This is a genomic window from Pseudomonas sp. PDM24 (assembly GCF_019218905.1).
Classification (GTDB): domain Bacteria; phylum Pseudomonadota; class Gammaproteobacteria; order Pseudomonadales; family Pseudomonadaceae; genus Aquipseudomonas.
This window is the reverse complement of the sequence record NZ_JAHUWR010000002.1, coordinates 290204-303152: the sequence shown is the minus strand read 5'-3', so window position 1 is coordinate 303152 and position 12949 is coordinate 290204. Positions and strand designations below refer to the sequence as shown.

Below are 12949 nucleotides of genomic sequence, written 5' to 3'. Positions count from 1 at the left end.
AAGGGTGTGCTGAGTGCCGAGCTGAAGGCGTTTTACATGGTTGCCCGGTTGGGCAGTATTACCCTGGCGGCGAAAAAACTCGGCCTGAGCCAACCGACGGTAACGACCCAGATTCGGCATCTGGAAAGCCAGTACTCGGTTGAGCTGTTCTACCGTGGCGGTCGCCGCCTCAGCGTCAGCGACGAAGGCGCGCGGTTGTTGCCGATGGTCAAGGCGCTGTTGCAGCAGGAAGCCGACATCGAGTTCTTCCTGCGCAACAGCGGTCAGGTCCAGGGCACGTTGCGCATCGCCGCTACCGCGCCGTATTACATCCTCGATCTGGTGAAGACCTTTCGCGAGCGCTTGCCGCAAGTTGAGGTGTCGGTGGAAATCGGCAACTCCCAACAGGTGCTCGAAGCGCTGGAGGATTACCGGGTCGATGTCGCGGCGTCCTCGCAGTTGCTGGACGATGCGCGGCTGATTCGCCGGGTGCTCGGCAGCGATCCACTGGTGCTGGCGGTGCACCGCAATCATCCGCTGGCGGTGCATGATCATGTGCCGCTCAGTGCGCTGGCGGGGCATACCTTGTTGATGCGCGAATCGGGCTCGACCACTCGGCGCTTGACCGAAGAGTTGCTGGCCGGCGCCGGGGTGAGTTTCGGGCCGCTGTTGGAGATTGGCAGCCGGGAGTCGATTCGTGAAGCGGTATTGCGCAACATTGGTATCAGCATCATTGCTCGGCAGGAAGTGCCGCATGATCCGCAATTGCGGGTGCTGACTATCGAAAATGCACCGCAGATTCCCGAGTATCTGTATTGCCTCAAAGAGCGAAAAGGTGCGCGGCTGCCGGCGGCGTTTCTGGGGTTGGCGCAGGAAATGGCTCCGGCCTGAGACTTGTGGCGATGCTTATGGCCTCTTCGCGGGCAAGCCTCGCTCCTACAGATTGATCGCATTCCTCTGTAGGAGCGAGGCTTGCCCGCGAAGGCGTCCGTCGGTACGCCGCGGCATCCAACCCAAATCCCCGAATACCACTATCGGCCGTTTTTGCCTCATTGCCACATGACGGACGCATTGCAAACCTAGGATGGCCCTCATCTGCTTGATGAGGTCTGTCCATGAACCACTCGACTGCAACTGCCCTGACCAACCCCGGTGCGCCGATGAAAGTGCGCGGTGTGCAGAAACGCTTCAGTGCGTTCACCGCGCTGGATAACGTTTCCCTCGACGTCGCGGCGGGTGAGCTGGTGTGCCTCCTGGGGCCGTCGGGCTGTGGCAAAACCACCTTGCTGCGCTGCATCGCCGGCCTTGAGAAACAAGACAGCGGCGAGTTATACCTCGGCGATCGCGACGTTTCCCACCTGGCACCTCAGGCTCGGGATTACGGCATTCTCTTCCAGTCCTACGCCCTGTTCCCCAATCTGACCGTCGAAGCGAACATCGCCTACGGCCTCGCCGGCAGCAGTCGCGATGAAGTGCGCCAGCGCGTCGGTCAGATGCTGGAACTGGTCGGCCTGATCGGCAGTGAGAAAAAATACCCGGGTCAGTTGTCCGGCGGTCAGCAGCAGCGAGTCGCACTGGCTCGGGCCTTGGCGCCGGCACCGTCCTTGTTGCTGCTGGATGAACCGATGTCGGCGCTCGATGCCCGGGTCCGCGAGCATCTGTGCACCGAACTGCGCCAATTGCAGCGCAACCTCGGCGTCACCACCCTGATGGTCACCCATAATCAAGACGAAGCCATGCTGATGGCCGACCGCATCGCCGTGATGAACAACGGCAAGGTCGAGCAGTACGCCACGCCACAGGAAATCTACGACCGTCCGGCCACACCGTTTGTGGCCGAGTTCGTCGGTCAGGGCAACTGGCTGCCATTCCACCGCAGCAGCGACAGTCATGCCCAGGTCGGCGGGATGAACATGCGCCTGGCCGAAGGCAGCGCTAAAACCGCCTCGGGCCGTTTGTTCTGCCGCCCCGAGGCGATCAACGTCAACCCGCCGGTGCATGAAGAGAACCTGTTCCCGGCCAAGGTTCGCGAGATCACTTTTCTCGGCAACCGCTGCCGCATGAGCTTCGAACTCGATCAACTGCCGGGCCATGCGCTACTGGCGGAACTGGCGCCGGAAGCCATGCCGCGTCTTGGCGCGCAGCAGATCATGGTCGCCTTGCCGCCGCGCAGCCTGCAGGTGTTTGCCTGATGAGCGCGAACGTCGCGCTGCCGATACCGCACAAGCAGGTTCGGCAGACCTCCCGTGCCGAGATCGGCGATCGGCTATTCGTGGTCGGCGGCAAGGTTCTGTTGCTGGTGTTGCTTGGCGTTGCGGTGTTGATGCCATTGCTGGCGATCTTCTGGCGCGGTTTCAGCTCTGAAGCCGGGCAGGGCGGTGGACTGGTGGCTGCCCGTGAACTGCTGACCAGTGCGAATTTCCACTGGTTGCTCGGCAACAGCCTGAAAGTGTCTGTCAGCGTCGCGGCCATTGTCGTACCGCTGGCCTACCTGTTTGCCTACGCGCTGCAACGCACGTTGATTCCCGGTAAAAGCATCTGGCGCGGCATGTCGCTGCTGCCGCTGATGGCGCCGTCGATGCTGCCGGGGATCGCTTTGGTTTACCTGTTCGGCAATCAGGGCCTGCTGCGCGGCCTGCTCTCGGACAATATCTACGGCTTCTGGGGCATTGTTCTGGGTGAGGTCATCTACACCTTCCCACACGCCTTGATGATTTTGCTGTCGGCGCTGTCCCTGGCGGATGCACGACTGTTCGATGCAGCTTCCAGCATGGGCGCCAGTCCGGCGAAAGCTTTTCGCAGCATCACCTGGCCGGCGACCCGTCAGGCGGTGTTCGCGGCGTTCTGCCTCGTCTTCACGCTGACCATCACCGACTTCGGCGTGCCCGTGGTGGTCGGGGGCGACTATCAAGTGCTGGCGCTGGAGGCCTACAAAGCCGTGGTCGGCCAGCAGCAATTCGGTCGCGGCGCGCTGATCGGCATGGTCTTGCTGCTGCCGGCGCTGTTCAGCTTCGGCGTCGACGCCTGGCTGCGTCGGCGTCATGGCGATTCCATGAGCGGTCGGGCGCAAGTGTTTCAACCGGCGCCATCGAAGCTGCGCGACGGTTGTTATCTGGCCATCGTGCTGTTGATCTGCGCAGTGTTGCTGCTGGTGTTCGGTATGGCGGTGTACTCGTCGCTGGTGAAATTCTGGCCGTACAACCTGTCGCTGTCGCTCAACCATTACCAGTTCAACGACACCGCGGGCGGCGGCTGGCTGGCATACGGCAACAGCGTGAAGATGGCGTTGTGTACGGCGTTGATCGGCAGTGTGCTGATCTTCACCGGTGCTTACCTGATGGAAAAAACCCGTGGCCAGCGCGGACTGAATCTGACACTGCGCATGCTCAGTTTCGTACCGATGGCGGTGCCAGGTCTGGTGCTGGGCCTGGGTTACGTCTTCTTCTTCAACCTCAGCGGCAACCCGCTGCATGTGCTCTACGGGACCATGACCCTGCTGGTGGTCTGCACCATTGCTCACTATTTGACCACTGCGCAAATGACCGCCACCACCGCGTTGCGTCAACTCGATGCCGAGTTCGAAGCCGCCGCGCTGTCGCTCAAGGCGCCGCTGTACCGGCACTACCTGCGAGTCACTGTGCCGATCTGCCTGCCGGCGTTGCTGGACATCGTGCGCTACCTGTTCGTCTCGGCCATGACCACCGTCTCGGCGGCGATCTTCCTCTACAGCCCCGACACCATCCTTGCGGCGGTGGCGGTGCTTAACATGGACGACGCCGGCAACGTCGGCGGCGCGGCGGCGATGTCGACCCTGATTCTGTTCACCTCGGCGGGTGTGTCTCTGCTGCTGGCCTGGGCTTCGCGCGGTTTGTTGCGCCGCTCCCAGGCCTGGCGGCAGACCGCGCCCAGTCATTGATTTGCCCCCCACACCTCAACTCAAACAGGAAAAGATCATGTTCAAGCCTTTGGCCCTGGCCGCTGCTGTCCTCACCGCTTTCAGCCTGAACGCCTTTGCGGCGAAAACCGAGTTGACGGTGTACACCGCCCTCGAAGCCGAACAACTGAAGACCTACAAAGAGGCTTTTGAAAAGGCCAACCCGGACGTCGAGATCAAGTGGGTGCGCGATTCCACCGGCATCATCACCGCCAAACTCCTGGCCGAAAAAGCCCGCCCGCAGGCTGATGCGGTGTGGGGCCTGGCGGCGTCGAGCCTGGCGATTCTCGATCAGCAAGGGATGCTGCAAAGCTACGCACCGAAAGACCTCGGCAAGATCGGCAGCAACTACCGAGATGCCGCCAACCCGCCAGCCTGGGTCGGCATGGACGTCTGGGCGGCGACCATTTGCTTCAACACCGTCGAGGCCGAAAAGCAGGGCTTAACCAAACCCGTAAGCTGGCAGGACCTGACCAAGCCTGAGTACAAAGGCAAGATCGTCATGCCCAACCCGGCCTCGTCCGGCACCGGTTTCCTCGACGTCAGCGCCTGGCTGCAAACCTTCGGCGAGAAGCAGGGCTGGCAGTACATGGACGACCTGCACCAGAACATCGGCCAGTACGTTCACTCCGGTTCCAAGCCGTGCAAGCTTGCGGCCGCTGGTGAATTCCCGATCGGAATTTCCTTTGAATACCCGGCTGTTCAATTGAAACGCCAGGGCGCGCCGCTGGACATCATCCTGCCGAAAGAAGGCCTGGGCTGGGAGATCGAAGCCACCGCCGTGATCAAAGGCACGCCCCACGAAGAGGCGGCGAAGAAACTGGCGGACTTCTCGGCGAGCCCGGCGGCGATGGAGCTTTATAAAGAGAACTTCGCGGTGCTCGCGCAACCGGGTATCGCCAAGCCGCAGACCGAACTGCCGGCGGATTATGAGCAGCGTCTGATCAAGAACGACTTTGCCTGGGCCTCGAAGAATCGTGACGAAATCCTGACCGAGTGGCGCAAGCGCTATGACGGCAAGTCCGAGAAAGTGGCTGCCAAGTAAATCTTCGTAGGCTGACAGGGCCCCTTCGCGAGCAAGCCCGCTCCCACAGTAGATCTCCAGCGGACACTAAATTTGTGAACGACACAGATCAAATGTGGGAGCGGGCTTGCTCGCGAAGGCGGCTTGGAATTCAGGACAAAACCCCATGACACAACACAGCGATATGCTGATCGTCGGCGCCGGCATCCTCGGTCTGTCCCACGCCTACGCCGCCGCCAAGCGCGGTCTGAAAGTCACCGTTTTCGAACGCAGCGAAACGCCGCTCGGCGCTTCGGTGCGCAACTTCGGCCAGGCCCTGGTCACCGGCCAGCCACCCGGCCCAATGCTTGAACTGGCCAAGGCCAGCCGCGACATCTGGGGCCAATGGGCACAACTGGCGGGCCTGCAGCTCAAGCGCAACGGCTCGTACCTGTTCGCCCGCACCGAAGCGGAAGAACACCTGTTGGAAGCCTTCTGCGCCGGTCGCGCCATGCAGCACGGTTACCGCGTCGACCTGCTGCGTGGTGCGGCATTGCGCGATTTATACGGCGGCCAGTTCAGCCATCACCGTGCCGCGTTGCACGGCATGGACGACCAGCAGCTGTACTCCCGCGAAGCGATTCCGGCGTTGATCGACTACCTGCGCCGCGAACTGGGCGTCGAGTTTCACTTCGCAACGCTGGTGCGCGACATCGAGCCGGGCCGCTTGCACAGCACCGCTGGCACCTTCAGCGCCGAGCAGATCATCGTCTGCTCCGGTCACGATTATCAAACGCTGCTGGCCGAGCCGATTGCCGAACTGAATCCGCAAATCTGCCGCCTGCAAATGCTCCGCGCCCGACCGCAGATCAACCTCAACCTGCAACACGCGCTACTCACCGGTCTGAGTTGCGTCCATTACGGCGCCTTCGCCGATTTGTCGGAAGCCGCCGCGGTGCAGGCGCAGATTCTGCGCGAGGCACCCCATCTGCATGAAAATGGCATTCACCTGCTGATCAGCCCGACGCCTTACGGTGAGTTGATCATCGGCGACTCCCACCATTACGGCAGCGATCCATCACCGTTCAATGCCGAGCAGGTGGATGACTGGATGATTGAACTGGCCGAGCAGACGTTGGGTTGCAAGGTGCAAGTGATCGAACGCTGGCAGGGCGTCTATGGTTCACGCGGACCGGGGCCGTTCTCCTTTCTGCGCCCGATGCCAGGCGTGAGCGTGGCGCTGATGCACACCGGTGTCGGCATGAGCGTCGGGCCGGCGATGGCCGAACGTAACGTTGCGACCTTATTGGGAGACAGTTGATGGACCGCCATGAGCAAGTGATCGCCGAGGTGTTCGGTCTGTACGAGCGTTTTGGCGACAACGATTACATCGGTGAACCGGTGTCGCAGATCGAGCACATGTCTCAGGCGGCGGAACTGGCGATGGCCGAGGGGTTCGATGATGAAGTGGTGCTGGCGGAGTTCTTTCATGACATCGGGCATCTCTGCGCCGAGGGTGCCGAGAGCAGGTGCCGGTGATGGATCTGGGCATCTTGAAGGCAAAGGCGTTGCGGCTGCTGGTGGCCTAGGACAGTTAGACCGAGGTGCGGCCTTCGCGAGCAAACCCGCTCCCACATTTGATCTTCAGTGATTAGAGATTTTGTGTACGACGCAGATCCAATGTGGGAGCGGGCTTGCTCGCGAAGGGGTCCGCCTGAACAGCACATCACTCGGACTCTACAACTGCTGCGCCAACACCTCAACCTGCTCCTGCCGCTCCCCCTGACTCAACTTCGAATTCGGATTAAGCGACGACCACTGCGGATGCGCCCGCGCCTTGTTCAGCGCTTCGGGCAGTTTGCCTTCGCGCCAGGTTTTGTCCTGCGGCGTGGCGACCTGAATGCTGTCCATCGCTGCGTGTCCACGGGAACTCAGCGCTTGTAGCAATTGCCGTTGGCGTAACGCCAACAACCGTAGCACGCCGTCGTCGACGGTCAGTTCTCGCTGGCCTTTGATCTTGCCCAGCAAACGGCTGCCGTAACTGCGAGCGGTTTGCAGGGCGCCACCGGCAATCGCTCCGGCCAGTGCCGCTGCGCCGAGGGTCAGGCCGCCCACCAGCAGATCGACCCCGGCCCCGGCCGCCGCGCCGGCCGCGATGCCGCCGCCGACCCGCACACCGAGCTGCTTCAGGGTTTCCGGGTTGAACAGGTCATCGCCCCAGCGGCCATCGAGCAGCGGCAAGTCACTGGCCGCCGCATCTTGTGGGCGGAAGGCGTAGAGCTTGAGCAGCGCCTCGACGCAGCGTTGTTCGCGCTGACGCACCGCTTTGCGCAGTTCGCTGATCGCTTGCTGTTCCTGCGCCGCCTCGCTGACCACACTGCGACGACAGGCGGCGCAATCGATCAATAAATCGGCAATCAGCCGCGCTGCACTCTGCTGACGGGCCAGGCGTTGGGCCTGCTGATCAGCGATCAAGCGCTCCAATTGTTCGCGGGCGTTTTCCAGCAGCAGCGCGAGGCTTTCATAGAGCCGACGTTCGCCATCTTCCGGTGGCGCGACGCTGTCGAAACGCACCAGCGCATGCAAGCCCAATCGCGCCAGGGCTTCGCGCCAATCAGGTTCGCGATGCTGGGCGCTGCTGACAAAATTCAGCACCGGCAGCAGCGGTTTGCCGCAACTGGCCAACACTTCCAATTCGTCGCGGTACTTGGCCAGCACCGGTTCCCGGGCGTCGATCACATAGAGGCCGGCGTCCGAGGCGAGTAGTTGCCGCAGCACCTTGGCTTCTTGTTCGAAGCGCTGTCGGGCTTCGCTGCCCTCAAGGAATCGTGCCAGTCGTGCCGGGCCGTCAAGGCGTTCGCCGGGACGTTCCAGGCGCTCGAGGTAGTCGAGCAGGGCGATGGCGTCTTCCAGGCCCGGAGTGTCGAAGAGATCAAGTAATGGCTCGCCGTCTACCGACAATCGCGCGCCTTCGACGTGGCGAGTGGTGCTGGGACGATGGGACACTTCGCCGAAGCCGACGTCTCGCGTCAGCGTTCGCAGCAACGAGGTTTTGCCGACATTGGTGTGGCCGACCACGGCGAGCTTCAAGGGCTGTTTCCAGGTATCAGTCATGACCCGTCTCCAGCCAGTTCAACGGCGCGCAATCGGCGAACGGCAGGTCCAGTTGTTTTAGCGCAACATGCCAGTCGCCCAGGCGTTCGGCATCCAGCGCTTCGCCGGGCGGCGCTTGCAACAACCACACACGGGTGGCGGTAGCGCTGCGAGACAGTTCGGCAATCAGCGCCAGGCTGCCACGGTCCGGCGAACGCCGTGGGTCACAGGCGATGGCCAGACGGGCCGGGGGAAAACGACTTAGCTGTTCGAGCAGTTTGTGCCGGGATTCACGGCTGTCGAGCACGCCGGCGTTGTTGACGTTTTTCGGCAGCTGCGGCGGCCAGGGGCGTTGGTCGTCCAGTTCGATGGCCACCAATAGCGCGCCAGCGCTTTGCAGATCGCTGACAGCGCTTTCAACCCGATGAAGTTGCTCCGGCGCGGCATCGCTGATGCCCAGGCGTTCGCTGGTGGGCATCAGCCGTTCACGCAGTTGGGCGTAGCCGGGCAGGTTCAAATCCAGATGCAGGGCTGCTTGACCCGTTTTCCAGCGCCACAGGCAGAACAGTGCAAGCAGCGATCGCGGCAAAACACCGTACACCAGCAGCACCCCAACCAGCCACGCCGCCCAGGCCTGTCGGGCACTTTCGATGTTCAGCGCGGCATCACCGCTGGCGCGGATCATCTCCACACTGGGCACACTGAAACCGAACAAGGCCGGCAGGGCACCGAGGGCTTGGGTCATGGCGACGAAGGTGTCGCCGCCGAGAATGGTGGTCTCCCAGACGAAACCGTAGCGCCGGGTCGCCATCAGCGTCAGCACCATCACCAAAGCGCTGAGCATCACCAGCAACCACAACCCGTTGACCAGCACGCCCAGCGCCCAGCGATTGAGTTTCTGTCGTTGCAGCAACAGCAGCAGGGCCGGGGCCAGTTGCGCGGCGTTGGCATCGCGGGCGAGTTTTTCACTGAGCCACAACCACAAACGTCCAAGGGCGGCGCCTTGTTCTCCGGCGAACACCAGGCCCAGGGCCCAACTCAACAATAGAATCAGATTCAGCCCGAGCAGACTGCCCAACGCCCAGAACACATTGACCGGGGTCTGACCATCGCCCAGTGCGGCAAACGCCAGGCCGGCGCCGCTGATCACGGCCAGAACGGCCAGCACGATCAGCGCCAGTCGCGCGCCTTGCAGCCAATGTTTGAGGGCGTGGGTCTGCCCGTCGCGCTCGGCCAGCCACAGGGCGCGGCGTTGAATGCGCGTCGGCAGGTCGCCGCCGGCGCTACGGGCGATTCGATTGGCTTCCAGATCGTCCAAGGGGCCTGCGTGTTCTTCACGCAGACGTATGGTTTCACTCAGCCAGAGGTTTTGCAGGGGCGTCAGTTCAGTCACGCGGCATCCCGTCGCTTAATTGAGCGGTGAGCATAACCGCTGTGACGCTTATCGGGGTAAGGGAGGCTCTGGTATCCTCGCCGACATGACTAAATCACTCCCCCTCAGCCTGATTGCAGCCCTCGGTGAAAACCGTGTGATCGGCGTCGACAACAGCATGCCCTGGCACTTGCCGGGGGACTTCAAATACTTCAAGGCCACCACCCTTGGCAAACCGATCATCATGGGGCGCAAGACCTGGGATTCCCTCGGTCGTCCTCTGCCGGGCCGGTTGAACGTCGTGGTCAGCCGTCAGGTGGATCTGCAGCTGGAAGGCGCGGAGGTTTATCCGTCGCTGGAGGCAGCGGTGGTTCGCGCGCAGGAATGGGCGAACGAGCAGGGCGTCGATGAGGTGATGCTGATTGGCGGGGCGCAGTTGTATGCGCAAGGGTTGGCACAGGCTGATCGGCTGTACCTGACGCGTGTGGCGCTGAGTCCGGAAGGGGATGCGTGGTTTCCGGAGTTTGATTTGAACCAGTGGAAGCTGGTGTCGAATGTTCCGAATCCGGCGGAGGGTGACAAACCGGCGTATAGCTTCGAGGTTTGGGAAAAGGCCTAAAAGCTTCGCGAGCAAGCCCGCTCCCACATTGGATCTGGGGTTACACACGATGTGTGCTTAACCGCAGGACTAATGTGGGAGCGGGCTTGCTCGCGAAAGCGGTCTACCGGTCGTCGATCAAGCCTGAGCCAACGCCCCATGCTCGTCAGCATCCAGCAATTGCTTATCGGTCAGCTGCATGATCTGGCTGGTGATCGCCCCAGCGGTGATAGAGCCACTCACGTTCAACGCCGTACGACCCATATCAATCAGCGGCTCAACCGAAATCAGCAACGCCACCAGTGACACCGGCAAACCCATGGCCGGCAGCACGATCAATGCGGCGAAGGTCGCGCCGCCACCAACCCCGGCCACACCGGCCGAACTCAGCGTCACAATCGCCACCAACGTCGAGATCCACAGCGGGTCCAGCGGGTTGATGCCCACGGTCGGCGCGACCATCACCGCCAGCATTGCCGGGTACAGACCGGCGCAGCCGTTCTGGCCAATGGTCGCGCCGAACGAGGCGGCGAAACTGGCAATCGACTGTGGAATACCCAAACGGCTGGTCTGGGCTTCGATGCTCAGCGGAATGGTGGCGGCACTGGAGCGGCTGGTGAAGGCAAACGTCAGCACCGGCCAGATCTTGCGGAAAAACCGTAGCGGGTTGATCCCGGCAGCTGACACCAGCATGCCATGGACCACAAACATCAAGCCCAGGCCAATGTAGGACACCACCACAAAACTGCCGAGCTTGATGATGTCTTGCAGGTTGGAGCCAGCGACCACTTTGGTCATCAGCGCCAATACGCCGTACGGGGTCAGCTTCATCACCAGACGCACCAAGCGCATCACCCAGGCTTGCAGGGTGTCGATGGCGTTGATCACTTTCTGACCTTTCTCGACATCATCCTTAAGCAGTTGCAACGCTGCGACCCCAAGGAACGCAGCGAAGATCACCACGCTGATGATCGAGGTCGGCTTGGCGCGAGCCAGGTCGGCGAACGGATTCTGCGGGATGAACGACAGAAGCAGCTGCGGCACATTCAGGTCAGCGACCTTGCCCGCATAGTCGCTCTGAATGGTTTGCAGGCGAGCCATTTCCTGGGTGCCGGCGACCAGGCCTTCAGCGGTGAGGCCGAACAGGTTGGTCAGGCCGATGCCGATCAGCGCCGCGATAGCGGTGGTGAACAGCAGCGTGCCGATGGTCAGGAAGCTGATTTTGCCCAGCGACGAAGCGTTGTGCAGGCGTGCCACGGCACTGAGGATCGAGGCGAACACCAGCGGGATCACGATCATTTGCAGCAATTGCACGTAACCGTTGCCCACCAGATCGAACCAGCTGATCGAGGCTTTCAGTACCGGGTTGCCGGCACCATAAATCGTGTGCAGAGCGACACCAAATGCCACGCCCAGTACCAGCGCGAGCAGAACCTTTTTGGCCAGGCTCCAGGTGGTGTGACGGGTTTGCGCCAGGCCAAAGAGCAAGGCGAGGAACACCAGCAGATTGAGAATCAGCGGCAGATTCATAGAGGCTCCATAGACTTGTGCCAGCCACCTTCGTGTGTGACTGCGAACCGGCAAGCCTAACAGCTTGATATGTAATGATTTAATATCAAAAACAGCGGTTGACTGTCGTTTTTGGAATAAGCCGATGCCGCTGTGAGGAATGCAGTTGGCGGAATCAGGATGCAAGCGGTCGCGGGCAGGCGGGGACTGTCATACAGATTTGTTAGCGTCGATATCTTTGAATCAGGGAGAAACGCAGATGAAGCTCGCACCGAAATTTCTGGCTGCCGTATTCTGCTTGGGCCTTGCCGGCCAGGCGTTCGCTACGGACCTGAAACACTGGCCAGCCGATCAGGCCAAGGCGCTGGACGCGATGATCGCGGCCAATGCCAACAAAGGTAACTTCGCGGTGTTCGACATGGACAACACCAGTTACCGCTACGACCTCGAAGAGTCCTTGTTGCCGTTCATGGAAAACAAGGGCCTGATCACCCGCGAGAGCCTCGATCCCTCCCTGAAACTGATCCCGTTCAAGGACACCGCTGACCATAAGGAAAGCCTGTTCAGCTATTACTATCGCCTCTGTGAAATCGACGACATGGTTTGCTATCCATGGGTCGCCCAAGTGTTTTCCGGCTTCACCCTTCAGGAACTCAAGGGCAACGTCGATGAGCTGATGGCGTCTGGCAAACCGGTGCCGAGCACTTATTACGAAGGCGACGTGGTCAAGACCATCGACGTCAACCCGCCGAAAATCTTCACCGGTCAGAAAGAGCTCTACAACAAGCTGATGGAGAACGGCATCGAGGTCTATGTGATGACCGCCGCCTCTGAAGAACTGGTGCGCATGGTCGCCTCCGATCCGAAGTATGGCTACAACGTCAAACCGCAGAACGTGATCGGCGTGAGCCTAATGCTCAAGGACCGCAAGACCGGCGAGTTGACCACGGCACGCAAGCAGGTCACCGCCGGCAAGTATGACGAGAAGGCCAACCTGGGCCTTGAGCTGACGCCGTACCTGTGGACCCCGGCCACCTGGATGGCCGGCAAACAGGCGGCGATTCTGACGTACATCGATGAATGGAAAAAACCGGTCCTGGTGGGCGGCGATACCCCGACCAGCGATGGCTACATGCTGTTCCACAGCGTCGACGTGTCCAAGGGCGGTATCCATTTGTGGGTCAACCGCAAAGACAAATACATGACCCAGATTAACGGCATGATGGCCAAAAACGCAGCAGCCCAGGCGAAAGAAGGGTTAGCGGTGACGGCGGACAAGAACTGGGTGATCGTCAAGCCTGAAGAGATTCAGTAAGACCGAGTTGCTGCCAGACTCACTCTCAAAGGCCACATAGTACAAATGTGGGGGCGGGCTTGCTCGCGAAGGCGCCATAACATTCAACATCAATGTTGTCTGTCAGACCGCTTTCGCGAGCAAGCCCGCTCCCACAGTTTGATTCG

Annotated in this window: 10 protein-coding genes and 1 pseudogene; 8 read left to right on the top strand and 3 right to left on the bottom strand. The window is 61.2% G+C overall.

Annotation, left to right across the window (positions count from 1 at the left end; translation table 11 throughout):
• Positions 1-6: 6 nt before the first annotated feature.
• From KW837_RS09245 to KW837_RS09220, 6 genes and pseudogenes are all read left to right on the top strand, one after another.
• A complete protein-coding gene (locus KW837_RS09245; RefSeq protein WP_007897791.1) occupies positions 7-870 on the top strand; it encodes a LysR family transcriptional regulator in 864 nt (287 codons plus the stop codon).
• Positions 871-1094: 224 nt separating this feature from the next.
• Positions 1095-2171, top strand: coding sequence for a putative 2-aminoethylphosphonate ABC transporter ATP-binding protein (locus KW837_RS09240; RefSeq protein WP_218395330.1), 1077 nt, complete (start codon positions 1095-1097; stop codon positions 2169-2171).
• Complete coding sequence (locus KW837_RS09235) at positions 2171-3895, top strand: putative 2-aminoethylphosphonate ABC transporter permease subunit (RefSeq protein WP_218395329.1); 1725 nt, start codon at positions 2171-2173, stop codon at positions 3893-3895. Before KW837_RS09240 ends, KW837_RS09235 begins: the two co-directional genes overlap by 1 nt.
• A 37-nt stretch (positions 3896-3932) precedes the next feature.
• Positions 3933-4958: a putative 2-aminoethylphosphonate ABC transporter substrate-binding protein gene (locus KW837_RS09230; protein WP_218395328.1), complete on the top strand. Its 1026-nt coding sequence runs from the start codon at positions 3933-3935 to the stop codon at positions 4956-4958.
• 145 nt (positions 4959-5103) lie between these two features.
• Positions 5104-6237, top strand: coding sequence for a TIGR03364 family FAD-dependent oxidoreductase (locus tag KW837_RS09225; protein ID WP_218395327.1), 1134 nt, complete (start codon positions 5104-5106; stop codon positions 6235-6237).
• Positions 6237-6443, top strand: a pseudogene (locus KW837_RS09220) (phosphohydrolase); the annotation flags it as partial. The gene KW837_RS09225 and the pseudogene KW837_RS09220, both read left to right, overlap by 1 nt.
• A 210-nt stretch (positions 6444-6653) precedes the next feature.
• On the opposite strand, the gene KW837_RS09215 reads toward KW837_RS09220, so the two are convergent.
• Together KW837_RS09215 and KW837_RS09210 are read right to left on the bottom strand one after the other, a co-directional pair.
• The gene (locus KW837_RS09215; RefSeq protein WP_192344941.1) at positions 6654-8030 is read right to left on the bottom strand and encodes a GTPase/DUF3482 domain-containing protein; all 1377 of its coding nucleotides are present in this window, start codon (positions 8028-8030) and stop codon (positions 6654-6656) included.
• On the bottom strand, positions 8023-9402 hold the full coding sequence (locus KW837_RS09210; protein ID WP_218395326.1) for a DUF2868 domain-containing protein: 1380 nt from the start codon (positions 9400-9402) through the stop codon (positions 8023-8025). The genes KW837_RS09215 and KW837_RS09210 overlap by 8 nt, the downstream gene beginning before the upstream one ends.
• Before the next feature lie 85 nt (positions 9403-9487).
• Between KW837_RS09210 and KW837_RS09205 the strand changes: the two genes are divergently transcribed.
• Positions 9488-10000: a dihydrofolate reductase gene (locus KW837_RS09205; protein ID WP_218395325.1), complete on the top strand. Its 513-nt coding sequence runs from the start codon at positions 9488-9490 to the stop codon at positions 9998-10000.
• Positions 10001-10117: 117 nt separating this feature from the next.
• Here the strand turns inward: KW837_RS09205 and KW837_RS09200 are convergent, their stop codons facing one another.
• Positions 10118-11509 (bottom strand): L-cystine transporter, encoded by a 1392-nt coding sequence (locus KW837_RS09200; RefSeq protein WP_218395324.1) that lies wholly within the window; start codon positions 11507-11509, stop codon positions 10118-10120.
• Between the two features lie 238 nt (positions 11510-11747).
• Between KW837_RS09200 and KW837_RS09195 the strand changes: the two genes are divergently transcribed.
• Positions 11748-12803 (top strand): haloacid dehalogenase-like hydrolase, encoded by a 1056-nt coding sequence (locus tag KW837_RS09195; RefSeq protein ID WP_218395323.1) that lies wholly within the window; start codon positions 11748-11750, stop codon positions 12801-12803.
• Positions 12804-12949: the final 146 nt, after the last annotated feature.